24 protein-coding genes and 1 tRNA gene are annotated in these 24,956 nt (G+C 66.9%); 10 read left to right on the top strand and 15 right to left on the bottom strand.

From position 1 onward, the window contains the following. Position 1: 1 nt before the first annotated feature. Complete coding sequence (locus ABDJ40_RS15430) at positions 2–784, bottom strand: SDR family oxidoreductase (protein ID WP_347611229.1); 783 nt, start codon at positions 782–784, stop codon at positions 2–4. Positions 785–1,056: 272 nt separating this feature from the next. Here ABDJ40_RS15430 and ABDJ40_RS15425 point away from each other — a divergent pair, with 272 nt between their 5' ends. Then, positions 1,057–2,742, top strand: coding sequence for an FAD-dependent oxidoreductase (locus ABDJ40_RS15425; protein ID WP_347611228.1), 1,686 nt, complete (start codon positions 1,057–1,059; stop codon positions 2,740–2,742). A gap of 91 nt (positions 2,743–2,833) precedes the next feature. On the opposite strand, the gene ABDJ40_RS15420 is transcribed toward ABDJ40_RS15425, so the two are convergent. Together ABDJ40_RS15420 and ABDJ40_RS15415 are read right to left on the bottom strand one after the other, a co-directional pair. Next, complete coding sequence (locus ABDJ40_RS15420) at positions 2,834–3,430, bottom strand: GNAT family N-acetyltransferase (protein ID WP_347611227.1); 597 nt, start codon at positions 3,428–3,430, stop codon at positions 2,834–2,836. Between the two features lie 39 nt (positions 3,431–3,469). Further along, entirely contained in the window at positions 3,470–4,087 is a 618-nt protein-coding gene (locus tag ABDJ40_RS15415) for an FMN-binding negative transcriptional regulator (protein ID WP_347611225.1), read from the bottom strand. A gap of 99 nt (positions 4,088–4,186) precedes the next feature. Between ABDJ40_RS15415 and pdxR the strand changes: the two genes are divergently transcribed. Together pdxR and ABDJ40_RS15405 are read left to right on the top strand one after the other, a co-directional pair. Beyond that, positions 4,187–5,692, top strand: a complete 1,506-nt coding sequence (pdxR, locus tag ABDJ40_RS15410; RefSeq protein WP_347611223.1) for a MocR-like pyridoxine biosynthesis transcription factor PdxR — start codon at positions 4,187–4,189, stop codon at positions 5,690–5,692. 307 nt (positions 5,693–5,999) lie between these two features. Next, positions 6,000–7,283 carry a sensor domain-containing phosphodiesterase gene (locus tag ABDJ40_RS15405; RefSeq protein WP_347611221.1) on the top strand — a complete coding sequence of 428 codons (1,284 nt, stop codon included), beginning with the start codon at positions 6,000–6,002 and terminating at the stop codon, positions 7,281–7,283. Between the two features lie 58 nt (positions 7,284–7,341). Here the strand turns inward: ABDJ40_RS15405 and map are convergent, their stop codons facing one another. From map to cysS, 7 genes are all read right to left on the bottom strand, one after another. After that, complete coding sequence (gene map, locus ABDJ40_RS15400) at positions 7,342–8,136, bottom strand: type I methionyl aminopeptidase (protein WP_347611219.1); 795 nt, start codon at positions 8,134–8,136, stop codon at positions 7,342–7,344. A gap of 227 nt (positions 8,137–8,363) precedes the next feature. Beyond that, positions 8,364–8,456, bottom strand: a tRNA-Ser gene (locus ABDJ40_RS15395). A gap of 72 nt (positions 8,457–8,528) precedes the next feature. Further along, positions 8,529–9,797 carry an aspartate kinase gene (locus ABDJ40_RS15390; protein WP_269633320.1) on the bottom strand — a complete coding sequence of 423 codons (1,269 nt, stop codon included), beginning with the start codon at positions 9,795–9,797 and terminating at the stop codon, positions 8,529–8,531. A 124-nt stretch (positions 9,798–9,921) separates the two neighbouring features. Continuing rightward, positions 9,922–11,256, bottom strand: coding sequence for a tRNA lysidine(34) synthetase TilS (tilS, locus tag ABDJ40_RS15385; RefSeq protein ID WP_347611216.1), 1,335 nt, complete (start codon positions 11,254–11,256; stop codon positions 9,922–9,924). A gap of 28 nt (positions 11,257–11,284) precedes the next feature. Next, positions 11,285–12,256 (bottom strand): acetyl-CoA carboxylase carboxyltransferase subunit alpha, encoded by a 972-nt coding sequence (locus tag ABDJ40_RS15380; protein ID WP_269633318.1) that lies wholly within the window; start codon positions 12,254–12,256, stop codon positions 11,285–11,287. A 118-nt stretch (positions 12,257–12,374) separates the two neighbouring features. Next, on the bottom strand, positions 12,375–13,028 hold the full coding sequence (locus ABDJ40_RS15375; RefSeq protein WP_269633317.1) for a DNA-3-methyladenine glycosylase family protein: 654 nt from the start codon (positions 13,026–13,028) through the stop codon (positions 12,375–12,377). After that, complete coding sequence (cysS, locus tag ABDJ40_RS15370) at positions 13,028–14,497, bottom strand: cysteine--tRNA ligase (RefSeq protein ID WP_347611213.1); 1,470 nt, start codon at positions 14,495–14,497, stop codon at positions 13,028–13,030. Before cysS ends, ABDJ40_RS15375 begins: the two co-directional genes overlap by 1 nt. A gap of 125 nt (positions 14,498–14,622) precedes the next feature. On the opposite strand from cysS, the gene ABDJ40_RS15365 reads away from it, so the two are divergent. The 5 genes from ABDJ40_RS15365 (at position 14,623) to ABDJ40_RS15345 (ending at position 17,920) form a co-directional block, all read left to right on the top strand. Then, entirely contained in the window at positions 14,623–15,168 is a 546-nt protein-coding gene (locus ABDJ40_RS15365; RefSeq protein ID WP_347611211.1) for a tetratricopeptide repeat protein, read from the top strand. 80 nt (positions 15,169–15,248) lie between these two features. Next, positions 15,249–15,836 (top strand): peptidylprolyl isomerase, encoded by a 588-nt coding sequence (locus ABDJ40_RS15360; RefSeq protein ID WP_347611209.1) that lies wholly within the window; start codon positions 15,249–15,251, stop codon positions 15,834–15,836. Continuing rightward, entirely contained in the window at positions 15,833–16,339 is a 507-nt protein-coding gene (locus ABDJ40_RS15355) for a peptidylprolyl isomerase (protein ID WP_269633313.1), read from the top strand. Before ABDJ40_RS15360 ends, ABDJ40_RS15355 begins: the two co-directional genes overlap by 4 nt. Next, entirely contained in the window at positions 16,323–17,135 is an 813-nt protein-coding gene (locus ABDJ40_RS15350; protein ID WP_347611206.1) for a UDP-2,3-diacylglucosamine diphosphatase, read from the top strand. Before ABDJ40_RS15355 ends, ABDJ40_RS15350 begins: the two co-directional genes overlap by 17 nt. Before the next feature lie 2 nt (positions 17,136–17,137). Next, on the top strand, positions 17,138–17,920 hold the full coding sequence (locus ABDJ40_RS15345; RefSeq protein WP_347611204.1) for a M90 family metallopeptidase: 783 nt from the start codon (positions 17,138–17,140) through the stop codon (positions 17,918–17,920). Between the two features lie 302 nt (positions 17,921–18,222). On the opposite strand, the gene ABDJ40_RS15340 is transcribed toward ABDJ40_RS15345, so the two are convergent. Both ABDJ40_RS15340 and ABDJ40_RS15335 read right to left on the bottom strand, forming a co-directional pair. After that, positions 18,223–18,468 (bottom strand): hypothetical protein, encoded by a 246-nt coding sequence (locus tag ABDJ40_RS15340; protein ID WP_347611202.1) that lies wholly within the window; start codon positions 18,466–18,468, stop codon positions 18,223–18,225. Between the two features lie 2 nt (positions 18,469–18,470). After that, positions 18,471–18,713 carry a helix-turn-helix domain-containing protein gene (locus tag ABDJ40_RS15335; RefSeq protein ID WP_332108761.1) on the bottom strand — a complete coding sequence of 81 codons (243 nt, stop codon included), beginning with the start codon at positions 18,711–18,713 and terminating at the stop codon, positions 18,471–18,473. Between the two features lie 196 nt (positions 18,714–18,909). Here ABDJ40_RS15335 and ABDJ40_RS15330 point away from each other — a divergent pair, with 196 nt between their 5' ends. Beyond that, entirely contained in the window at positions 18,910–19,578 is a 669-nt protein-coding gene (locus tag ABDJ40_RS15330; RefSeq protein ID WP_347611200.1) for an XRE family transcriptional regulator, read from the top strand. A 101-nt stretch (positions 19,579–19,679) separates the two neighbouring features. On the opposite strand, the gene clpA is transcribed toward ABDJ40_RS15330, so the two are convergent. Together clpA and clpS are read right to left on the bottom strand one after the other, a co-directional pair. Next, on the bottom strand, positions 19,680–22,013 hold the full coding sequence (clpA, locus tag ABDJ40_RS15325; protein WP_347611198.1) for an ATP-dependent Clp protease ATP-binding subunit ClpA: 2,334 nt from the start codon (positions 22,011–22,013) through the stop codon (positions 19,680–19,682). Then, positions 22,010–22,378, bottom strand: a complete 369-nt coding sequence (gene clpS / locus ABDJ40_RS15320) for an ATP-dependent Clp protease adapter ClpS (RefSeq protein ID WP_347611196.1) — start codon at positions 22,376–22,378, stop codon at positions 22,010–22,012. Before clpS ends, clpA begins: the two co-directional genes overlap by 4 nt. A 235-nt stretch (positions 22,379–22,613) precedes the next feature. Between clpS and ABDJ40_RS15315 the strand changes: the two genes are divergently transcribed. After that, on the top strand, positions 22,614–22,838 hold the full coding sequence (locus ABDJ40_RS15315) for a cold-shock protein (RefSeq protein WP_183104138.1): 225 nt from the start codon (positions 22,614–22,616) through the stop codon (positions 22,836–22,838). 739 nt (positions 22,839–23,577) lie between these two features. Here the strand turns inward: ABDJ40_RS15315 and ABDJ40_RS15310 are convergent. Then, complete coding sequence (locus ABDJ40_RS15310; protein ID WP_347611193.1) at positions 23,578–24,438, bottom strand: DUF2306 domain-containing protein; 861 nt, start codon at positions 24,436–24,438, stop codon at positions 23,578–23,580. Positions 24,439–24,956: the final 518 nt, after the last annotated feature.

Raw genomic sequence — 24,956 nt, 5'->3', positions numbered from 1 at the left:
ATCAGACCCCGAAACCGTCGTCCGCCTGGATCACGGCACCGTTGATGAAATGGCTCTCGTTGGCGCACAGCATCAGCAGGGTGGTGTCCAGGTCCTGGGGTTGACCCACGCGCTTGCGCGGCAGCAGCTCAATGAGTTTCTTGCCCTGCTCGGTGCTCCAGTGGTGGTGGTTGATCTCGGTGTCGATGTAGCCGGGGCAGATGGCGTTGACGTTGATGCCGAACTTGCCCCACTCCAGCGCCATGGCACGGGTCATGTGGATGACGGCGGCCTTGCTCATGGAGTAGACGCCGATCTGGCTCAGCACGCGCAGGCCGGCCATGGAGGCAATGTTGACGATGCGCCCGCCGGTGAAGGTGCCCGGCGCCGCGCCGCGGGCCCGCGCCAGCATGCGCTTGCCCACCTCCTGCGCGACGAAGAAGGCGCCGCGCACATTGGTGTCCATCACGAAGTCGTAGTCGTTGACGGTGACATCGGTGAGCTTCTGCGTGGTGCTCACGCCGGAGTTGTTGACCAGGATGTCGATGGTGCCCATTTCGGTCTCGGCATGGGCGACGGCGGCCTTGATGGAGTCGAGGTCGGTGACGTCCAGCGCCACGACGTGGGCGTCACCGCCCGCGCCCTCGATCTCGGCCCGCAGGTCCTTGAGGCGCTCGATGCGGCGCCCGGCCAGCACCACGCCCGCACCGGCCCGGGCCAGCGTGCGCGCGAACTGCGCCCCCAGGCCGCTGCTGGCCCCCGTCACCAGGGCCACGCGCCCTTCCAGATCAATGCTGTAGCTCATGGCTTGCGTCCTTCATGCAATGTCCGGGGGATGTTAAGCCCTGGCGACGGCCCCATGGCGCCTGCATTGCCAGGGAGGCAGACGTACGGCCTGCCCTGCACGACAACATCGGGGACAACACCCGGCTAGAGCGGCGTCTCTAGGGTCTGGCGCCACAAAAATAGCACGATCGTTCTATTTTCAGGGCACCCCAGTAGAATGCGCCGCAATTGTGCCGAAACGGGGCGAGCCCGAGGACGGCAAAGCCCATTACAAATCCTGAAGGACACCCGATGACCAGCGAAGAACTTCTGGCCCAGTTCGGCCCGCGCGAGAACATGGAATACGACGTGGTCGTGGTGGGCGGCGGCCCGGCCGGCCTGTCCACCGCGATCCGTCTGAAGCAGCTGGCCAACGCCAAGGGCCAGGAGCTTTCCGTGGTTGTGCTGGAGAAGGGCTCGGAGCCCGGCGCGCACATCCTCTCGGGCGCCGTGATGGACCCGCGCGCCATCACCGAGCTCTTCCCGAACTGGAAGGAACTGGGCGCGCCGCTGAACCAGCCGGTGTCGGCCGACGAGGTGCTGTTCCTGTCCAAGGACGGTGCGCGCGACACGCCGCAGTGGCTCATCCCCGAGTGCTTCCACAACCACGGCAACTACGTGGTCGCGCTCGGCGCGGTCACCAAGTGGCTGGGCGAGCAGGCCGAGGCCCTGGGCGTGGAGATCTTCCCCGGCTTCGCCGCCGCCGAGATCGTCTACGGTGACGATGGCAGCGTGCGCGGCGTGGCCACCGGCAATGTGGGCGTGGGCCGCAATGGCGAGCCGCACGACGGGTTCCAGCTGGGCATGGAGCTGCTGGGCAAGTACACCATCTTTGCCGAGGGTGCCCGCGGCCACCTGGGCAAGCAGCTGATCGCCAAGTTCAAGCTGGACGCCGGCAAGGATCCGCAGTCCTATGCCATCGGCATCAAGGAGCTGTGGGAAGTGCCGGAAGGCCAGGCCAAGCCGGGCCTGGTGGTGCACACCGCCGGCTGGCCGGCCGACCACGAGACCTACGGCGGTGGCTTCCTCTACCACCTGGAAGGCAACAAGGTCACGCTGGGCTATGTGGTCGGCCTGGACTACAAGAACCCCTGGCTCTCGCCCTTCGAGGAAATGCAGCGCTGGAAGACGCACCCCAGCATCCGCAAGCACATCGAGGGCGGCAAGCGCATCGGCTACGGCGCCCGAGCCATCACGGCAGGCGGGTTGCTGTCCCTGCCGAAGCAGGTCTTCCCCGGCGGTGCGCTGGTCGGCTGCGATGCCGGCTATCTCAACGCCGCCCGCATCAAGGGCAGCCACGCCGCGATCAAGACCGGCATGATGGCCGCCGAGGCCGCCTTCGAGGCCATCGCCGCAGGCCGCCAGCACGACGAGCTGAGCGCCTACCCCGCCGCCTTCGAGAAGAGCTGGCTGCACGAAGAGCTGGACCGCTCGCGCAACTTCAAGCAGTGGTTCAAGAAGGGCAATACCGTCGGCACCCTGATGACGGGCATCGAGCAGTGGCTGCTGCCCAAGCTGGGCTTCAAGAGCCCGCCCTGGACCATCCACCGCGAGCTGCCGGACCACGTCTACCTGCGCCCGGCCGCTGAAAGCGCCAAGATCGAGTACCCCAAGCCCGATGGCAAGCTGACCTTCGACCGCCTCTCCTCGGTGTTCATCTCCAACACCAACCATGCCGAAGACCAGCCGGTGCACCTGACGCTCAAGGACGACTCGGTGCCGGTCAAGGTGAACCTCGCCCGCTTTGCCGGCCCGGAGAGCCGCTACTGCCCGGCCGGCGTCTACGAGTTCGTGAAGAACGAGGACAACAGCGAGCGCCTGCAGATCAACGCCCAGAACTGCGTGCACTGCAAGACCTGCGACATCAAGGATCCGACGCAGAACATCGTCTGGATCACGCCGGAAGGCGGCGGCGGGCCGAACTACGCGGGCATGTAAGCCTGTTCCATCCCCAAGAGGAAAGCCCGCCGATGCGGGCTTTCTGCTTCTTGGCCGCTCCGCCGGGGGCATCTCGCCCTGGCTGGAGCCTTCAGGCCATGGCGGCGAGCCTGGCCTTCACGGCGGGCCATTCGCTGTCGATGATGGAGAAGTAGACGGTGTCGCGCACCCGCCCCGAGGCGCAGACCATGTGCCGGCGGAAGATGCCCTCCTGCACCGCGCCGATGCGGGCGATGGCGTTGCGGGACTTCTCGTTGAGCGCGTCGGTCTTGAGCTCCACGCGATGCGCGCCGAGGGTCTCGAAGGCATGGGTGAGGAGCAGGGTCTTGGCCTCGGTGTTGACGCCCGTGCGCTGATGGCTGGCGGCCACCCAGGTCCAGCCGATCTCCAGACGGCGGTCCGCGGCCGAAATGTTGCCGAAGCGGGTATTGCCCACGATGCGGCCGCTGCTGCGCTCGCGGATCACGAAAGGCAAGGCCTGACCCCGCGCCTGGTCCGCCAGCGCGGCCTCCACATAGACCTGCATCTCGGCCGGCGTGCTGACGCAGGTGGGGATCCAGCGCCACAGCGCCGGGTCCAGGCCCTGTTCGCACAGGCCGTCCACATGGTCGAGGCTCAGGGGCTCCAGCTGCACCAGGCGGCCGGTGAGGGTGACGGGACGGACGTCCAGGGGGTCAGGTCTTGTCATGGCGGGAATCCAGGGTGGTCGGGGTTGATTCGGTGCGGATCAGAGGCCCAGCTGGCGCATCCAGCGCGCCATGGCGGGCGAGGCGCCGGCGTCGAAATGCTCGATCAGGCGCTGCCGCTCGCCGGCCGCCCGGTTCTGGCTCAGCTTGGCCTTGGCCCGGACGGACGTCAGCTCCACCCGCAGCCCGACGATGGCCGAGAGCAGCCGCTGCTGGAAATCCTCCGGCAGGCCCAGCCACTGCGGGATGTAGGCCGGATCGCGCGGCTGGATCAGGCGCTTGAGCAGGCGGTCCTTGGCCATGGGCTCGTCCACGAACTGCAAGCGGCCCTCGACCTCCAGGGCCAGGTAGTTCCAGGTCGGAACGTTGAGCGGGCTGTCGTAGTGGGCGGGTGACACATAGGCGTCCGGACCGGTGAAGGCCAGCCGCAGCGCCTGCCCCTCAGCCAGGCTGGCCAGATGCGGATTGCCGCGGGCCAGATGCCCCTCCAGCCACGACTGTCCCCCCTCCTCCACCCACACCATGGGCAGGTGAAGGGCCAGTGGCGGCGCTGCGGGGTCCTGCGCGTTGGCGGCGACCAGCAGGGCGAGAGGATGCTCCGCGACCAGCTGGCGCTGCAGTGCGGGATCGTCGAGCAGGAAATGCTTGGGGGTGTACATGCGGTGATGGGCGGTTCATGCAGCAGGGAGACTTCAGCATAGAAGCAGAATTGGTACGATGAAAGATCCAATTCCGTGCAATTCAATGAGACCAATGCCATGACTGACCACCACGGCAAGGCTGCCAGCCCCGCCCTGCCCTTCGACATCGCCGGCATCCGCCTGGACGGCTCGGGGTCGCTGACCCGGCAGCTGGTGGAACAGCTGCGCCTGCGCATGCTGCAGGGCCGCCTTCCCGCCGGCGCGCGCATGCCCACCACGCGCGAGCTGGCGGGCGCGCTGGGCCTGTCTCGCAACACGGTGGTGCGGGCCTACGAACACCTGCTGGACGAAGGGCTGATCAAGAGCCGCGTCGGCGACGGCAGCTATGTGACGCCGCCACTGGCACAGATGAGCCCGGCAGGCGCGGGGCCCGCTGCGCCATCGGCAGCCCCCCTGCCGCAGACGCCGCGCTGGCTCGGCCTGCAGGCGTTCACGCCTTCGCGCACGCCGGCCGGCCCGGTGCGGGCCTTCCGGTGGGGCAGCCCGGCCATGGACCTGTTCCCCGCCGCGCTGTGGTCCCGCCTGCAGTCCCAGGCCTGGCGCCGCCATGACACGCGCGAGCTGGCCTATGGCGATCCAGCCGGCCTGCCCGCTCTGCGCGAGTGGCTGGCCGACTACCTGTGCAGCGCGCGCGGCCTGGCCTGCCATGCCGGGCAGATCCTGATCACGGCCGGAGCGCAGCAAGGCATCACCCTCGCCGCCATGGCCCTGCTGGGGCCGGGCGACGAGGCCGCCCTGGAGTCGCCCGGCTACCGCTCCGCCGCCGCCGCCCTGGCCCTGGCCGCCACCAAGGTGCACCCGGTCCCGGTGGACGCCGAAGGCCTGCGGCCCGGCGCTCTGGAGGCCTTGGGACCGCGTTGCCGCCTGCTTTACGTGACGCCGTCGCACCAGTTCCCCACCGGGGTCGCCATGAGCCTGCAGCGCCGCATGGACCTGCTGGCCTGGGCGCGCCGGCAGCAGGCCTGGATCCTCGAGGACGACTACGACAGCGAGTACCGCCACGTCGGCCTGCCCCTGGCCCCGCTGTCCAGCCTGGACAGCGCCGGCCGCACGCTCTACGTGGGCAGCCTGTCCAAGCTGATGTTCCCGGGACTGCGCCTGGGCTACCTGGTGGCGCCACCCGGCTGGCTGCCGACGCTGGCGCGGCTTCGGGCCGTGCTGGACCGCCACAGTGCCTGCATGGACCAGCAGGTCATGGCCGACTTCATCGCCCAGGGCCATTTCCTGCGCCATGTGCGCCGCATGCGGCGCGCGGCCCGGGAGCGACGCGACGCCCTGCTGGGCGCCTGGGCGCGGCACATCGAGCCTCTGGGCCTGCCCTTGCCCGCGCCCGAGGCCGGCCTGCATGCCTACCTGCCCCTGCCGGAAGCCGGGCTGGAACGCCGCCTGACCGAGGCCGCCAGCGCGGCGCAGCTGGAGGTCGGCGCGATGCGGCACGTGGGCGGCCTGCCCGAGGTCTCGGCACGCGCGGGCCTGGTCCTGGGCTTTGCCGCGCTCCCACCGGCGGCCACCCGGCGCGCTGTGCAGACGCTGGCCCAGGCCTGGCGACCCGTCCTTGGCTGAGCGCCTGCTGAAGACAGCCCATCGCTGGTTCTCCGGCAGGTCCCCCCGGCAGGTCATGCCGGCATCGGGCCCACCCATCCGCGTGCCGCTCCCTGTGGACACTAGCACGGGCACCTCAGCACGGGCACCTCAGCCGCCGGAGGGCCTGGCAAGGACAACGAGCAGGCGCCTGGCCCCGCACCTGAGCGGCCAGCGGGGCGATGCTGGTCAAGGCAGACGTCTTGTGAGACCATCATCCACAGCACCGCGAAGCGGGCACCCGTAAGTCTCCGGAGCGCCGGAGCAACTGCAGTTCTCGGAGGTTGCAGTGAAAGATGTACTCACCTCGGCCGCCCTGGCCCTTGTGCAGCAGTCTTCGTCGTCACCGGTGTCGCCGTCGGCGTCTTCATCGGGGTCGCCAGCGAGGAACGGCACCCGGCCCCCGCTCGAGCGCGGCCTCCATGCCATTCGTCGGCACCTGGGCATGGAGGTCGCCTTCATCTCGGAGTTCATCGACGGGCGCCGTGTCTTCAGGCATGTGGACGCCGACGCGGCAGATGGGCCGGTCAAGGCCGGCGCTTCCGACCCGCTGGAAGAAAGCTATTGCCAGCGCGTCGTGGACGGCCGCCTGCCTGAGCTGATCACCGATGCCTGTCTCAACACCGAGGCGCTGAGCCTGCCCGCGACGCGGGCCCTGCCCGTGGGCGCACACCTGAGCGTTCCCATCCGGCTGGCGGACGGGCAGCTCTACGGCACCTTCTGCTGCTTCAGCCGCTCGGCCGACCACACCCTCACGCGCAGGGACCTGGACATGATGCGGGTCTTCGCGCAGATGGCCGCCGAGGAGATCCAGGACGCCCTGGCCGCCCAGGAGGCCCGCCGCCTCGTGGAGGACAGGATCGAAGCCGTCTGCAATGCCGATGGCCTGAAGATGGTCTACCAGCCCATCGTCGATGTGCGCAGTGCGCGGGTCGGCGGCTTCGAGTCGCTGGCGCGCTTTTCGCTGCAGCCGCTGCGCTCGCCCGATGTCTGGTTTGCCGAGGCGGCGCATGTGGGCCGGGCCGTCGAGATGGAGACCAAGGCTATCCGCCTGGCCCTGGAGGCACTGACGCAGTTGCCGCCCGACATCTACGTGACGGTGAACACCTCACCCGAGACCATCGTCAACGGGCATTTCGCCTCGGTGCTGCAGGGCTACCCGCTCGAGCGCATCGTCGTGGAGGTCACTGAACACCAGGTGGTCGAACGCTACGAGGACATCGCCGCCGTCATGCTGCCCCTGCAGTCTCAAGGCCTGCGTGTGGCGATCGACGATGCAGGCGCGGGCTATGCGAGCTTCAGGCACATCCTGAACCTGCATCCGAACATCGTGAAGATGGACTACAGCATCACCCACTGCATCGATTCCGATCGCTCGCGCCGCGCGCTGGCGGCGGCCATGCATGGCTTTGCCTCGGAAACGGGCTGCCACATCGTGGCCGAGGGCGTCGAGACGACGGCGGAGCTCGAGACCATTCGCCGCCTGGGCATTGGCCGCGCGCAGGGCTACCACCTGGGCCGGCCGATGCCGCTGGAGCAGGCGCAGAGCCTGGTGGGGCACCGGCCTCACTGAGGCCTGCCCCGGCGGCGCGGTCGCGCTCCGGCGAAGTTCAAGCGAACTTGAGCCTAGCTCAGGCGATGGCCGGGTAGTGGCCCAGGCCGTCCGGCCAGGTCGTCAGCACCTCGAAACCGGTCTCGGTGACCAGCACCATGTGCTCCCACTGCGCCGAGAGCGAGCGGTCCTTGGTGACGACGGTCCAGCCGTCCTTCATCTCCTTCACCTCGCGGCGCCCGGCATTGATCATGGGCTCGATGGTGAAGATCATCCCCGGCTGCAGCTTGAGGCCTTCGCCCGGGCGGCCGAAGTGATTGACGTGAGGGGCGTCGTGGTAGATGTCGCCGATGCCGTGGCCGCCGTACTCGCGCACCACGCTGTAGCCATCGCGGAAGGCGATGCTCTGGATGGCATGGCCGATGTCGCCCAGCGTGGCGCCGGGCTTGACCTGGCGGATGCCGGCGCACAGGGCCTCGTAGCAGGTGTTCACGAGCCGGCGCGCATGGAGCTTGGGCTCGCCCGCGAAGAACATGCGGCTGCTGTCGCCGAACCAGCCATCCTTGATGATGGCCACGTCGATATTGACGATGTCACCGTTCTTCAGGATCTTGGACGGCGTGGGGATGCCATGGCAGACCACCTCGTTGACCGAGCTGCAGATGGTCTTGGGAAAGCCGTGGTAGCCCACGTTCGCCGGGATCACCTGGAGCTCATTGACGATGAAGTCATGGCAGATCCGGTCCAGGTCCTCGGTGCTGACGCCCGGCTTCACATGCTCGCCGATCATGGCCAGCACCTGCGCCACCAGGCCGGCAGCCTCGCGGGCCTTGGCAATCTCCTCGGCATTGCGGATCTTCACAGGCGGATTCATGACGGCAGGCTCCCCACGTGTTGGTCCACGTGCATTCTGATGTGCAATTGAACGGCCGCGGCTCGGGCCATCACGGATGGATGAAAGGCCCGAAAGCAGGCCATACCGAGGGCTTCAGGCCGCGGGGCCCATGACCGATGACTGCGGGGACAGGCCCAGGCAGAACAGGCAGCGGCCCATGAAAAAACCCGCCACAAGCACGCTTGGGCGGGTTTCTCAATACTGTCTGGCGGAGACGGAGGGATTCGAACCCTCGATGCAGGTTTTGCCCACATACTCCCTTAGCAGGGGAGCACCTTCGGCCACTCGGTCACGTCTCCAGCAGAGCCTCGCAGTATAGCAGTGCTTTTTCAGGCTCCGCTACAAATTCCTGATTTTTTATCAGAGGGCTTTCAGGCGGCGTCCTGGTCCAGATCAAAGGCACGGTGCAGGGCGCGCACGGCCAGCTCCATGTACTTCTCGTCGATGACGACGCTGGTCTTGATCTCGCTGGTGGAGATCATCTGGATGTTGATGCCTTCCTCGCTCAGTGAGCGGAACATCTTGGACGCCACGCCCACGTGGGAACGCATGCCGATGCCCACGATGGAGACCTTGCAGATGCGCGGATCGCCCAGCACCTTGGCCGCACCGGTGGCCGGTGCCACGGTCTTCTCCAGCAGCTCCATGGTGCGCTGGTAGTCGTTGCGGTGCACGGTGAAGCTGAAGTCGGTCTTCCCGTCGTGCGAGACGTTCTGGATGATGACGTCAATGTCGATATTGGCTTCCGCCACGGGACCGAGGATCTGGAAGGCGATGCCAGGCTTGTCAGGCACGCCCAGCAGCGTCACCTTGGCCTCGTCGCGGTTGAAGGCAATGCCCGACACGACGGCTTGTTCCATGTTTTCGTCCTCTTCAAAAGTGATCAGGGTGCCGGACTTGGCTTCCTCGTTGATGTCGATGTCCCAGGGCGTGAAGCTGGACAGCACGCGCAGCGGCACGCGGTACTTGCCCGCGAATTCCACGGAGCGGATCTGCAGCACCTTGGAGCCCAGCGAAGCCATCTCGAGCATTTCCTCGAAGCTGATGCTCTTCAGGCGGCGCGCCTCGGGCACCACGCGCGGGTCGGTGGTGTAGACGCCGTCGACGTCCGTGTAGATCAGGCACTCGTCGGCCTTCATCGCGGCGGCGATGGCCACGGCCGAGGTGTCGGAACCACCACGGCCCAGGGTGGTGATGTTCTTGTGCTCGTCGATGCCCTGGAAGCCGGTGATGACTACCACCTTGCCGGCGGCCAGGTCGGCGCGCACGCGCTTGTCATCGATGCTCTCGATGCGGGCCTTGGTATAGGACGAGTCCGTGGCCACGGGCACCTGCCAGCCGGTATAGCTGACAGACTCCAGGCCTTCCGCCTGCAGCGCGATGGCCAGCAGGCCCACCGAGACCTGCTCGCCGGTGGCGGCGATCATGTCCAGCTCGCGCATCAGCGCCGGGCTGCTGCTGGCGGGCGAGAGCTCCTTGGCCAGGCCCAGCAGGCGGTTGGTCTCGCCGCTCATCGCCGAGGGCACCACCACCATCTGATGACCTGCACGCGCCCACTTGGCGACGCGCTTGGCCACGTTGCGAATACGGTCGGTCGAGCCCATCGAGGTGCCGCCGTACTTATGAACGATCAATGCCATGGTTGTGAGATTGCGCGGAGTTGGAGGGGGTTTCTTGCGCCGCGGTCGCAGTGAGCGATTCTACGGTTGGCCTTGGCGAAGCACGAAGCCCCGCCCGGCCAGCGGCCTGGGCTTCAGCCCCTCGTCAGGGAGCGTCCGGCCGCCAGCTCAGGCGCAGCCAGGGCCCTTCACCCTGCCCCGCGAAACGCGCGTCCAGGCCCAGCGCCGGTACCCACAGCAGCGGCGCCTCCTGCCCCGCTTTCCCAGGGAGATCCAGAAAAACAAGGGGCCCGCCGCGCGCCAGCGCAGGCACGCCCGCGGCCTGCCAGGACTTCTTCAAGGACCTCGGCGGCGTGCCGCGCGCCCGCTGGAATTGCTCGCTGCCTTCGCGCGCACGCAAGATCACATTGCGCAATAGCGATGAACTTACGGCTTCTGACGAAGGCTCATTCACCACATCGACCTGGAAGCACCCGCGCCAGGCCGGGCAGGCATGCAGACCGGGCCGGCTGAGGTCCATCCGGGAGGCAGCAGCCCGCGGCACCTCCTGCACCGGCGCCGGCAGGACCAGCAAGGCTCCCCGGTGCTTCTGGATCACCCGGCTGCCGGCTGGCCAGGCCGCACCGGCGGGCGCCTGCGGCGCTTCACCGAGCAGCCGCTCCACCAGGCTGGCCGGCGCCGGCCGCCCCAGGCGCTCGCGCAGCCAGTGCCGCAGCAGATTGCTGAGCCGCGGGCGGGACAGCGCCGCCCAGGCCGAGAGATCCAGCCCGGCAGGCGGCTGCGCCCAGGTCTCCAGATCCTGTCCGGCAATCTCGTTGAGCAGGTCCCCGGCCTCCTGCGCCCAGCGGGCTGACTGGGCCAGTGCGGCCTCGGCACCGGGAAAGCCGGCGTTCAGCAGGGGCCACAGCTCCAGGCGCAGGCGGTTGCGGGCAAAGCGGGGGTCGGCATTGCTCTCGTCCTCGACATGGGCGAGGCTCAGGGCCTGCACATAGTGCTCGATGCGCTCCCGCGGCTGATCCAGCCAGGGACGCGCCCACACCAGGCCCTCGCGCACCTGCTGCCGGGGCATGGCGGCCTGGCCCGCGAGGCCGCCCCCCCGCAGCGCCTGCAGAAGCCAGGTTTCCGCCTGGTCGCACCGGTGATGCGCCAGCAGCAGCAGAGAGGCTCCCGCCTCCTGCGCCATGGCCTGCAGCGCGGCATGGCGGCCCTCACGCGCCCAGGCCTCGACGCTGTCCCCCGGGGCCGGCGCTCCGTCCAGCCGATGCCAGCGCAGCGCCACCGGCAAGCCCTTCCCCGCCCAGTCCATCACCTGCCGCTGCAGCTGCGCCAGCCAGGCGTCCGCATGCGGACTCAGGCCATGGTGCACGTGCAGGCCCAGCACCCGCAAAGCAAAACCCTCATGCGCCAGGGCCTGCGCGCAGCGCGCCGTGGCATGCATGAGGGCGGTGGAGTCGCGGCCGCCGCTCCAGGCAACGGCCACGCAGGCGCTGTTGGCGCCAGGGTCGGGCTCAGCGGTTCTTGGTGTCGCTGAATCGGCCATAGGCCTGCAGGCGCTCGTAGCGGCGGTCCAGCAGCTCCTTGGGCTTGAGGTCGGAGACCTGGCGCAGGGCATCGGACAGGGCGCGCTTGAGGTTGGAGCACATCTGCTTCGGGTCGCGATGGGCACCGCCGACGGGCTCGTTCACGATCTTGTCGATCAGGCCCAGGGCCTTCAGACGGTGAGCCGTGATGCCCAGGGCATCGGCCGCGTCAGGTGCGCGCTCGGAGGTCTTCCACAGGATGGAGGCACAGCCTTCCGGCGAGATCACCGAGTAGGCCGAGAACTGCAGCATCAGCACCTGGTCGGCCACGCCGATGGCCAGAGCACCGCCGGAGCCGCCCTCACCGATCACGGTGGCGATCACGGGCACTTCCAGCTGCGCCATCTCGAAGATGTTGCGGCCGATGGCCTCGGACTGGCCGCGCTCCTCGGCCCCGATGCCGGGATAGGCGCCCATGGTGTCGATGAAGGTGAAGACGGGCAGGCCGAACTTCTCGGCCAGCTTCATCAGGCGCAGGGCCTTGCGGTAGCCCTCGGGGCGCGGCATGCCGAAGTTGCGCAGGGTGCGCTCCTTGGCGTCGGCGCCGCGCTGGTGGCCCACGACCACGCAGGGCTGGCCGTTGAAGCGGGCGATGCCGCCCACGATGGCGGCATCGTCGGCGTAGTGGCGGTCACCGTGGAGTTCCTGGAACTCGGTGAAGACATCCTTGCAGTAGTCCAGGGTCTGCGGGCGCTGCGGATGGCGGGCTACCTGGTAGGTCTGCCAAGGCGCGACGCTGGAGTAGATGTCCTTGGTGAGCTGCTGGCTCTTCTTGGAGAGGCGGTCGATCTCCTCGGAGATGTCGACGGCGGACTCGCTCTGCACGTAGCGCAGCTCTTCGATCTTGGTTTCGAGCTCGGCAATGGGCTGCTCGAATTCGAGGAAATGTTTCTTGCTCATCAGTCGTCCTGATTTCAAAAAGCCCATCGCGCAAGCCCGGGCTGCAAGCCTGGGCGGCACCTGGGCCGGGGCTGCGGCTACCCCTTCGTGGGGGCAGGCGCGGCCGGTACGGGATGGGCTAGTACTCCACTGGTAGCGGATCGAGACTTCTCCAAATGTACCATGTGGCTACCGAGCGGTAGGGTGCCCAGGCCTCCCCGACTTCCCGCGCCTCGGCTCGCGAAACAGGCTCGCCGGAGAAGTAGTTCTCGCTGATGCCCTTGAGCAGACCCAGGTCGTCCAGGGGCATCACATTGGGGCGCATCAGATGGAAGATGAGGAACATCTCGGCCGTCCAGCGGCCGATGCCGCGGATGGCAACAAGCTCCTCGATGATGGCTTCGTCGTCCATCTGCGTCCATTGGCGCACATGCACGCGGCCGGCCTCGAAGTGCTCCGCCAGGTCCCGCAGGTACTCCACCTTGCGGGCGGACAGGCCGGCGCCCCGCAGCGCCGTCACCTCCAAGGCCAGCACGGCGGCCGGCTGGATGCGATGGACGGGCCCGGTCACGAGGGCCAAAAACTTGTCCCAGACCGACTGCGCCGCCTTCACCGAGATCTGCTGGCCCACGATGGAGCGCGCGAGCGTGGTGAAGGCATCGGCCTTGCTCTGCAGGCGGGCCTCGCCGAACTGCGGGATGAGCTTCTTCATCACCCGGTCTCGCTTGACCAGGTGCTTGCAGGCCTCGTCCCAGTAGTCCGGGGTGACCCCGGCGGCAGACGAGCGCGCCATCAGGCCTTCATCCAGCTCGTGCCGGAGGGCGAGTCCTGGAGCACGATGCCAGCATCCAGCAAGGCCTTGCGGATGCGGTCGGCTTCAGCGAAGTCCTTGGCAGCCTTGGCCGCAGCACGGGCCTCGATCTGGGCCTGGATGGCCGCTTCGTCCAGGGTGCTGCCGGCCTGCAGGTAGGCGCGCGGCGCCTGCTGCAGCAGGCCCAAGGTCGCCCCAAGCGAACGCAGTGCTTGAACGCTACGGTGCAACACCTTCAGACTTGTCTCGCAAAAATCGCGGTCAACATTGCCGTGAACCAAACCATTCCGGATGGCCCCCACGTCGCTCGCATACGCGAACAGCATGGCCAGTGCCCCAGGCGTGTTGAAATCGTCATCCATGGCCGAGACAAACTGCTTGGCAAGGTCGTCGAGTTCGCAGACCTGTTCCAAGGAAACAGTGCTTGCGGCCGGGCGTCCATGCGCCGCTAGCAGGGCATCGCCAATTTCCAGGGCGTTGTACAAGCGCCGAAGAGCGGCCTTCGCATCTTCAAGGGCGGCGTCGCTGTAGTTGATCGGGCTGCGGTAATGGGTGCGCAGCATGAAGAAGCGCACCGTCTCGCCGTCGTAGCTCTTGAGGACGTCCTGGATGGTGAAGAAGTTGCCCAGGGACTTGGACATCTTCTCGTTGTCGACGTTCAGGAAGCCGTTGTGCATCCAGTAGCGCACGAAGGGCTTGCCCAGGGCGCCCTCGCTCTGGGCGATCTCGTTCTCATGGTGAGGGAACTGCAGGTCCAGGCCGCCGCCGTGGATGTCGAAGGTCTCGCCCAGCACGGCGCAGCTCATGGCCGAGCACTCGATGTGCCAACCGGGGCGGCCCGGGCCGTAGCGGCCGTCGTACTTGGCATCGGCAGGTTCGTCGGCCTTGGCGGCCTTCCAGAGGACGAAGTCCAGCGGGTCATGCTTGCCTTCGTCCACGGCCACGCGCTCGCCGGCGCGCAGCTCGTCCAGGTTGCGGCGGGACAGCTTGCCGTAGCCCTCGAACTTGCGCACGGCGTAGTTCACGTCGCCGTTGGCGGACTGGTAGGCCAGGCCCTTTTCCTCCAGCAGGCCGATCATGTCCAGCATCTGGCCCACGTATTCGGTGGCGCGCGGCTCGTGCGTGGGACGCTCGACGCCCAGGGCACCGATGTCGCGGTGCATGGCGGCGATCATTTCGTCCGTCAGCTGGCGGATGGTGATGCCGCGCTCCAGTGCCCGCTTGATGATCTTGTCCTCGATGTCCGTGATGTTGCGGACATAGGTCACCCGGAAGCCCGAAGCCTTGAGCCAGCGCTGGACCACGTCGAAGGCCATCATCATGCGGGCATGGCCCACATGGCAGAGGTCGTAGATGGTCATGCCGCACACATACATGCGCACATGGCCAGGCTCGAGGGGGACGAAGGGCTCGACCGCGCGGGTCAGGGTGTTGTAGATGCGCAGGGACATGGACTCGCAGGGCGAAAGAGTTGACGCCGGACAGGGCCTTCACCGGCAGGGGCAAGGCTGTGCAGGGCCAGCTTATAGAATCGTTCAGTATACCGATTGGGCTCCCGCCACCTCCGCCCCAACACATGAAGTCCTGCCACCCCGCCCTGCCCCGACTCCTCGCCCTCCTGCTGGCCGCCGGCCTGGCCTGGAGCACCCCGGCCTTGGCAGCCGGCGAGCTGGAGAAGGCCCAGCAGCAATGGCTGCAGGGACATCAGGCCGAAGCCAAGAAGACCCTCGAGACGGCCCTGGTCGAGGACCCCAACAACGCCCGCATGCGCTTCGCCCTCGCGCTGATGCGCATGGAATCCGGCGAGACGGCGCAGGCTGAGACGCAGCTGCGACGCCTCACCGAAGATTTCCCGGACCTGGCGGACCCCTTCAACAACCTGGCGGTCATCCTGGCCGCCCGCGGTGACATCGACGCGGCCCAGGAGGCCCTCCAACGCGCGGTGAGCCTGCAGCCCGAGCATGTCCAGGCCCAGGAGAACCTGGGGGATGTGCTGCTGCAGCTGGCCGCGCGCGCCTACGCCGTCGCGGCAAAGCCGGGCCCGCAGAGTTCGGTCAACGCCAGCCTGAAGTTGCGCCGCACGCAGGAACTGCTGCGCGGCCTGAACACCCCCGCCCGCTGAGCGAGAATGCGCCGGTTGGCCGCCCACGGGCGGCCCTGGTCCTCTCCACTCTGGAAGCTCGTCAAGGGAGTCCTGCCACCATGGCCTTTGCCACCCCGCTTCGTTCCCATCCGCGCCGGCTGCTCGCCGCCTGCACCCTTCTGCTGGCCGCCGTGGGCGTCCAGGCCCAGGTCGTCAAGCTGGCCACCAGCCAGGGAGACATCCGTATCGAGCTGGATGCCGAGAAGGCGCCCAAGACCGTCGCCAACTTCCTGCAGTATGTGAAGTCCGGCCATTACAACGGCGTGATCTTCCACCGCGTGATCGACGGCTTCATGATCCAGACCGGTGGCTTCACCGAGAAGCTGGTACAGAAGCCCACCCGCCCTGCCATCCCCCTGGAAGACAAGTCCGGCCTGAAGAACGAACGCGGCACCATTTCCATGGCCCGCGCCGCCTTCCCGGATTCAGCCACCGCGCAGTTCTTCATCAATGTGGCCGACAACAGCGGCCTGGATGCCGAGAACACCCGCGATGGCCGCGGCTACGCCGTGTTCGGGCGCGTCATCGAGGGCATGGAGGTCGTGGACAAGATCCGCGCCACGCCGGTCGCCGCCCAGGGCATGTTCCAGCACCTGCCGACCACCCCCATCTTCATCAACAAGGCCACTGTGGAGTCCAAGCCATGAGCAAGTTTGTCGAAATGACCACCAACAAGGGCGTGATCCGCCTCGAACTGGACGAGGTCAAGGCCCCCGTCACCGTTGCGAACTTCCTGAACTACGTCAACAAGGGCCATTACGACGGCACCATCTTCCACCGTGTGATCAAGCGTTTCATGATCCAGGGCGGCGGCTTCACCGCCGACATGGACCAGAAGCCCACCGATGCGCCCATCCAGAACGAAGCCAACAACGGCCTGAAGAACGCCCAGTACACCATCGCGATGGCCCGTACCAACGCGCCGCACTCGGCCTCAGCCCAGTTCTTCATCAACACCGTGAACAACGACTTCCTGGACTTCAAGTCCGAGTCGCCCTCCGGCTGGGGCTACGCCGTGTTCGGCAAGGTGGTCGCGGGCGCCGAGGTGGTGGCCGAGATCGAGAAGGTCGCCACCGGCAACAAGAACGGCCATGGCGACGTTCCCAAGGAGGCCGTGGTCATCGAGAAGGCTGTTGAAGTCCAGGGCTGACCCCCTGCCCTGCCTGGATGTCCTGCCAGGCGAGTGGATCGCCCCGCCCACGTGGCGGGCGGTCGATCTCATCTCGGACCTGCACCTGGCCGAGAACACCCCCGGCACGCGCGCGGCGCTGGCTCACTACCTGAGCCATACGCCGGCCGATGCCGTCTTCCTGCTGGGCGACGTCTTCGAGGTCTGGATCGGCGACGACGCCCGGCACCAACCCTTTGAAGCCGGCCTGCTGGCGATGTTCGCGCAGGCCTCGACCCGTACCGCCCTCTTCTTCATGGCCGGCAACCGGGACTTCCTGCTGGGCGACGCCATGGCCCGCGAAGCCGGACTCACCCGACTCGCCGACCCCTGCGTGTTGCAGGCCTTCGGTCAGCGCTACCTGCTCAGCCACGGTGACGCCTGGTGCCTGGAGGACCGCGACTTTCAGGCTTTCCGCGCCCAGGTTCGCGGCCCGGCCTGGCAGCAGGCCTTTCTCGACAGACCCCTGCAGGAGCGTCGGGACATCGCCCGCGGCCTGCGCGAACGCAGCATGGCGCAGAAGGCAGGGCATGCGGATCGCCCCGAACTGTGGGCAGACCTCGATGCCGACAGCGTCCGCGCCGCGCTGCATGCGCAGGCCTGCCAGACCCTGATCCACGGCCACACCCACCGCCCCGCTGCACACGCGCTGGGCGAGGGCCTGAGCCGCGAGGTCCTGAGCGACTGGGACCTGGAAGCACCGGTGCCTCGCGCCGAAGTGCTGCGCCTGGACGCCCGGGGCCTGCAGCGATGGCCCCTGGCCGCCGCCTGCGCCTGAGCATGCTGCACCGACTGCTGCAGACCTGGCAGGACAGGCGCGAGCGCCGCCAGCTGGCGCGCCACGCCATTCCCGATGCCCTGTGGGCGCTCACGCTGGCGCGCTACCCCTTCATCGCCCGCCGCAGCAGCGCCGATCTCAGCACTTTGCGGCGCCTCAGCTCACTGTTCCTGGCCCGCAAGGAATTCCATGGCGCGGGCGGTTTCCAGGTGAGCGACGAGGTCGCCGTGGCCGTCGCCGCGCAGGCCTGCCTGCCCGTCCTGGCCCTGGGCCTGGAGGTCTACGACGGCTTCGTGGGCATCGTGATGCACGAGTCCCAGGTCAGGGCCACGCGCGAGTTCATGGATGAGGACGGCGTGGTCCATCAATATGAGGAGGAACTGGCCGGCGAGGCCATGGAGGGCGGCCCGCTGATGCTGGCCTGGAGCGAGCTCCAGCCTGACCCCGCACTGGGCGCCGGCCCGGTCTACAACGTGGTGATCCACGAGTTCGCCCATGTGCTGGACATGAGCAACGGCGCCATCGATGGCATCCCTGCCCTGCCGTCCGCAGAGGCCACTCAGGCCTGGATCGAGGTCATCGACCCCGCCTGGGAGCAGTTCTGCGAGCGTGTCGAGGCCGGCGAGGACACGTTGATCGATCCCTATGGCGTCGAGTCGGTGGACGAGTTCTTCGCCGTGGCCTCGGAGGCCTTTTTCGTGGAGGCCGTCCGCATGCGGCAGGAGCACCCGGCGCTGTATGCGCTCTTCACGAGCTACTACCGCCAGGACCCGGCAGCGGGCTGAGCCGCGCGCGCGCCCGGGGCGCCTCCAGGCTCCGCGCCATTCATTGCCGAGACCACACGCTCCCACGGGGTCCCCGGCAACCGGGATGGAGGTACGCGCGCTGGCACCAGACCCTCTCACCGTTGCTCAGCCCTCCTCTGGACAGGCACAGGCGCGCACCTCCATCCCGGCCGCAGGGACCATGCCAGGGGCCACCTGGACGTCGCGGCACATCCCGCTCACTGCCCCCCCTTACCGCCCCCTTACCGCCCCCTCACCACCTCCTCACGGCCCGCCGGACCCGGCCGGGCCGCCCGAGGGGCCTAGTCAAGCGCATCCGACGTGCAGACCAGCAGACGCGCCAGGACGAAGGCCAGGTCCTCGGGCGACAGCACCGCCACCACTTCGCGCGCCGTCTCCAGGGCCTGTGCGATGTTGTGGTCGCCTGCCAGCACACAGCGCAGATGCTGGAAGACCTCGAAAGGCAGGACGTCATAGGCATGCGCCACACGCAGAACCTGCCGGTCGATCCGCAAGGGCTGGGTGGCCGGCAAGGGGCAGGTGTCCATGGTCAGCGCTCCTGCTTCAGGCCCAGCGCCAGGGCCACGCGGTGCCCTTCGCCGTACAGGCCCTTGTTGACCCCCCGGATGACCTCCGACACCGTGCGGTACTTGAAGCCGTGCATGCGGGCGAATTCGCTGAGCGTGAGACCTTCCCGCTGAAGCGTGCGCTTGGCAGCTGCAGGCGAGGCCTGGGCGTGCAGATACCGCTTTCCACCTTCCGCACCCAGGCCATCCGTTTGTGGATCGTCCATGATGGCCAATGAAACCTTGTTGAATGGAGGTCTATGGTATTTCAACGAATAGAAATTGCTAGGCATAAACGCGAGTACATGTTTCCATCTGTGAAATCAATGGACGATGCATCCCCTCAATTGAGGAAACAATGACAGCTGGTCATCCTCGTTTGTTGATGCGACACTGCCGCAAACCATTCACCGTCAAATCACAGTGAAAAACACCGACGCCGACCAGGACTCCACAAATGTTGGCATTGGCGAACGCCTCCGGGCGGAACGCCAACGCCTGGGCTATGTGCAGGCAGACTTCGGCGCGGCCGTGGGTGTCAGCAAGACCACGCAGTTCAACTACGAGGCCGGCGACCGCACGCCGGACGCCCGCTATCTGCGCAAGGCGGCTGCCCTCGGCATGGACCTGCTGCACGTGGTCACGGGCAGCCGGGACGACAGCAGTGCGGACCGCCCTGTCCGCATCCCTGCGCTGGAGGCCCAAGGCCGCGACGGCACAGCACCGCTCAAGGAAGATGGCGCGCCCTACGAGGCCACCGGTCTGTGCTTCAGCCAGGACTGGCTCGAGGCTCGCCATCTCTCCGCGCCCCAGCTGAGCGTCGTCACGGTACGGGGTTCGTCGATGGAAAGCGTGCTTTTCGACGGCGACCTGGTCCTGGTCGATCAGCAGGATCGGCGGCCGCGCAGCGGTTTCGTCTATGTGCTGCGCCAGGGCCAGGAGCTGCTGGTGAAGTACTGCCAGATGCTGCCCGCGGGCATCCTCCGCGTGACCAGCGCCAACCCCTCCTTTGCAGCCTATGACGTGGACCTGGCCCGCACGCCGGAGCTGGAGGTCATCGGCCGCGTCGTGGCCTCCCTGCACGAGTGGTGAGGCCGTCGGCGGCCCCTGCACGGGTACTGACAGGCAGGCTCGCCCAATGAAAAACGCGCCCCGAGGGGCGCGTTCTTGCGGCGGCGGAATGCGGGCTGGGCTCAGCCCGCCGTCGCCGCTTCGGCCTTGGGCGGCTTGCTGTCCGACTTCTTCCCGCTGGGCAGGATGTCCAGCTGCACTTCGCCGGCCGCATCCACGTCCACCGTCAGGCGGCCGCCATCGACCAGGCGGCCGAAGAGCAGTTCGTCCGCCAGCGCACGGCGGATGGTGTCCTGGATCAGGCGCTGCATGGGTCGCGCGCCCATGAGCGGGTCGAAGCCCTTCTTGGCCAGCTGCTTGCGCAGCGCGTCGGTGAAGGTGACCTCCACCTTCTTCTCGGCCAGCTGGCTTTCGAGCTGCAGCAGGAACTTGTCCACCACGCGCAGGATGATCTCCTCGTCCAACGCACGGAAGGACACGATGGCATCCAGGCGGTTGCGGAACTCGGGCGTGAACAGACGTTTGATGTCGGCCATCTCATCACCCTGCTGACGCTGGGTGGTGAAACCGATGGTGGACTTGTTCATGATCTCGGCGCCCGCGTTCGTCGTCATGATGATGATGACGTTGCGGAAATCGGCCTTGCGCCCGTTGTTGTCCGTCAGCGAGCCGTGGTCCATGACCTGCAGCAGCACGTTGAAGACGTCCGGATGGGCCTTCTCGATCTCGTCCAGCAGCAGCACGCTGTGCGGCTTCTTGGTGACGGCCTCGGTCAGCAGGCCGCCCTGGTCGAAGCCCACATAACCCGGAGGCGCGCCAATCAGGCGGCTCACCGCATGACGCTCCATGTACTCGGACATGTCGAAGCGGATCAACTCGATGCCCAGGATGTAGGCGAGCTGCTTGGCCACTTCGGTCTTGCCCACACCGGTGGGCCCCGAGAAGAGGAAGCTGCCGATGGGCTTATCCGGCTTGCCCAGGCCGGAACGCGCCATCTTGATGGCGGCGGCCAGCGCATCGATGGCAGGGTCCTGCCCGAAGACCACGCTCTTGAGATCGCGGTCCAGGCTCTTGAGCTTGCCGCGGTCATCGCTGGACACGCTGGCCGGCGGAATGCGGGCGATCTTGGCGACGATGTCCTCGACCTCGGCGCGGGTGATGGTCTTCTTCTGCTTGCTCTTGGGCAGGATGCGCTGGGCGGCACCGGCCTCGTCGATCACGTCGATGGCCTTGTCCGGCAGGTGGCGGTCATTGATGTACTTGGCCGAGAGCTCGGCCGCCGCCTGCAGGGCACCCAGCGCGTACTTCACGCTGTGGTGCTCCTCGAAGCGGGACTTCAGGCCCTTGAGGATCTCGATGGTCTGCTCCACCGAGGGTTCGGCCACATCGACCTTCTGGAAGCGGCGGGACAGCGCGGCGTCCTTCTCGAAGATGCCGCGGTACTCGCTGAAGGTGGTGGCGCCAATGCACTTCATCGCGCCGGAGCTCAGCGCGGGCTTGAGCAGGTTGCTGGCGTCCAGCGTGCCGCCCGAGGCCGCACCGGCACCGATCAGGGTGTGGATCTCGTCGATGAAGAGGATGGCATTGGGCTGGTCCTTGAGCTGCTTGAGCACGGCTTTCAGGCGCTGCTCGAAGTCGCCGCGGTACTTGGTACCGGCCAGCAACGCGCCCATGTCCAGGGCGTAGACCTGGGCCTCGGCCAGCACGTCGGGCACGTCGCCCTCGGTGATGCGCCAGGCCAGCCCCTCGGCGATGGCCGTCTTGCCCACGCCGGCTTCACCCACGAGCAGCGGGTTGTTCTTGCGACGGCGGCACAGGACCTGCACCACGCGCTCGACCTCGGCTTCGCGGCCGATCAGGGGGTCGATCTTGCCGTCCTTGGCCTGCTGGTTGAGGTTCTGGGTGAACTGCTCCAGCGGCGAGCCCTTGCCGCCCGCGCCGGCGCCCTCGCCCTCTTCGCGTTCGGTCTCGCTGCCGCCACTCTGCCCCTCCTGACCCTTGGGGGGCTCGGGCGGCTCGCTCTTCTTGATGCCGTGGGCGATGTAGTTGACCACGTCCAGGCGCGTCACCCCCTGCTGGTGCAGGTAGTAGACGGCGTGCGAATCCTTCTCGCCGAAGATGGCGACCAGCACGTTGGCACCGGTCACCTCCTTCTTGCCGCTGCCCGTGGACTGCACATGCATGATGGCGCGCTGGATCACGCGCTGGAAGCCCAGCGTGGGCTGGGTGTCCACCTCTTCGGTGCCACCGACCGTGGGCGTGTTGTCCTTGATGAACTGCGAGAGACTCTTGCGCAGATCGTCGATGTTGGCAGAGCACGCACGCAGCACTTCCGCGGCGGACGGGTTGTCCAGCAGCGCCTGCAGCAAGTGCTCAACGGTGATGAATTCGTGGCGCTGCTGGCGCGCCTCGACGAAGGCCATGTGCAGGCTGACTTCAAGTTCTTGGGCAATCATGCGGCCTCCATAATGCACTGCAAGGGATGGCCGGCACGCCGGGAGGCGGCCAGCACCAGTTCGACCTTGGTCGCAGCTACGTCCTTGGTGAAGACACCGCAGACGCCGCGGCCTTCGTGATGGATCTTGAGCATGATCTGGGTGGCCGTATCCAGGTCATGGCGGAAGAACTCCTGCAACACCATCACGACAAACTCCATGGGGGTGAAATCGTCGTTGAGCAGCAGCACCTGGTAGAGGCGCGGCGGCTCGGTTTTCTGAGGAACTCGTTCGAGGATGACGGTCCCGTCCGCATCGTCACGGCCCGGCACCGCGCCGGGCGGCTGGCCCGGCGGCATAGGGGGCTGGTTGGGAAGATCTGGCATGGACCGATTCTATAGAGAGCCATATGGCCACACATGGCGCTGGCTTGATCATGATTCAAGGACCCCGGCTTGAAAAAGTGATGTGCGGGGCCCTGCGCCCCATATTCGCGCCAAATGCCACGGCCGCCTCCGTTTCAGACCCTCAGCACCTCGGGGGAGGCCCCGAATTGACACGCAGGCGACAGAGCTTTGAGAATCCGCCTCGGTGCGATAGACACCGGGATGGAGAAGGAAAATGCAACAAGGAACCGTAAAGTGGTTCAACGATGCCAAGGGCTTTGGCTTCATTGAACCGGAACAAGGCGGCGAAGACGTGTTCGCCCATTTCTCGGCGATCCAGATGGAGGGTTTCCGTACCCTCAAGCAGGGCAGCAAGGTCAGCTTCGAGCTGGTCGCCGGCCCCAAGGGTCAGCTGGCCCAGAACATCACGCCGATCGGCGGAGAGGCGGCAGCAGGCTGATTCACTCGACCCGACGCCTGCGCCACGCCCGGCTCGCGCCGGGCGGCAGGCCCGACACACCGAGCCGCCAGCGTCGCAGCACGGCACCCTGCCGCCTCTGAGGCGGGTTCGTCGGCCGATTTAACTGGCTGGCTCGTTGGCCTGTTCGTTGGTGATATTCGTTGGTGATATTCGTTGGTGAGCTCGCTGGTGAGCTCCTTGGCGAGCCTCGTTGGTCGAGTTCTTAGACCGGCCCTCAAGCCACCACAGCGCGCCCTGGCTCCAGGAGCGCGCTATCGGTGCTTGTCCGCCGCCCCACGCGACACCGGCAGCGCGCCCCTGCCCGCATCAGGGACGGCCCTCGCCAACACCCCGCCACAGGCCAGGGCCTCGTGCGCACCCCCAATGAAAAAGGCACCCGAAGGTGCCTTGATGTGACATGCGGCGCGAGCGCCGCAGCCATCACATGTGGTCAATCACAACATGGACATCAAGCTGAACCCCGCAGAAACACTGACATCTGCATCCTAGAGCGGTGCGACCCTCCTCCAATTCAGACTCCATCCTCCTGGGATGTCGTGAAACGGCGGGGGCGCGACCACGGACTGCTACGCGTAGGCCCGAACCAAATTTAGCATGATCTTGCTTTGGTCAAGTGATGCAGCCGAAATCCGCAGAGGTATATCCATGTCTGCAGGGTGGCCTTCAGAGCTGCCCGCGAACGGATGCAGCTCTGCATTTCAACTACATCTCGCGACCACTAGATCCTTGGTAGCCACATGCCCAGGAAGGCACCGAAGACGCCAGCCGCAGTTGCCAGGGTCAGCAGTGCGAGCAAGGCCGCGACACCAAAGCGCAGCGCCGCTCCGCGCGTAGGACGCTGGGCGAAGAAGTAGAGCTCCAGCATGGCCAAGGGCAGCAGATACTGCGCGAACGACAGGAAGCTGAGGTAAGGACCAGCGAAAGTCTTGGGGTCGAAGCCGACTGGCCGTTGCCAGACCAGCAGCCACAGCATCAGGCCGATGCGAAAGAACCAGACACCGTTGGCCACCAGGAACAGGCGCAGCGCCCACCGACGGTGGACATCGAACCGCCGTCCGATCGCATGGCGCCAGGCGAGCAGGCCGCATACGATGATGAACACGGCATTGATCGTGATCGCGACGTGCTGGGTGAGGTCTCCGACGGTACCGCGCGCCCATACCAACCAGGTGCCACCGAGGCTCGTCACCGCGACGCCGATCAGGTAGATGCGGCCGATCCACCGATGGACCCTGGGAACCGCCGAGCGGATCTGAGGCACCAGCTGCAGAGCGCCGCCCAGCGTGACGAACACGGCCAATGCCAGATGCACAGCCAGCACGGCATTGCCCAGCGGCTCGCCAGCGACATAGCCCTTGGGCAGCACCTTGTTCCAGCCGGCCGGATCGCCGCGCAGCACGGCGCCGCCGTAGAACAGAGTGACGTAGACCGCGAACAGGGAAAGACCGATCGCGGCCACGGCGAACCACCCACGCGCGGCGAGGCGCAGGGCCCCCGCGGCGCGGCCGGCAGTGCTGCGCGATGCAGCGACGGGGGACATGGTGCCGGGTCTTGTCCCGGTGGCGATGGAGCTGTCCATGCATGAACTCCCAGGCGACCCCAAGCCACGCGGCGGCCCGCGCGGTCACCAGCGCCTCGAGCTGCGCACGATTGTTCGCGGCGCATATGCGGGAGTCATGCCAGCTGCGACGAAGCGATCAATCGCTGGGATGCTCGGGACTGCTGGGCGATGAAGCGCGAGGCCGCAGATCCCGAACCGCCAAGGCCAGCGTTGAGTTCCCCTTGTTTTCGGTGCCGAAGCACGGGAGAACAAGTACATCGTGCGATCGAATCAGCCGCTCCGCGAGGTGAGATGCAACGGAAAAACAACGTTTCTCCCGATGTCCCTAGTCGAGTATTCATTCGCTACCCAAAGCCTTTGCTGAATGGACTCGTGACAATTGCAAGGTCTTCACTACTGTCAGTGGTGCCAGCGAAACCAGTGGCGCTCAGCAACTCGACCTGGCACAACCAGGCAGTGCGCTTCACTCTTAGATAAATCGTGCCAAGTGGTTCTACCCGGCAGTACCCCACGACCGAAGCACTGGAGCAAGTAGG

Source organism: Roseateles flavus (genome assembly GCF_039872765.1).
In the GTDB taxonomy this organism is placed as follows: Bacteria; Pseudomonadota; Gammaproteobacteria; order Burkholderiales; family Burkholderiaceae_C; genus Roseateles_B; species Roseateles_B flavus.
Note: the sequence above shows the minus strand (reverse complement) of the source record. Positions and strands in the feature narration are given on the sequence as shown.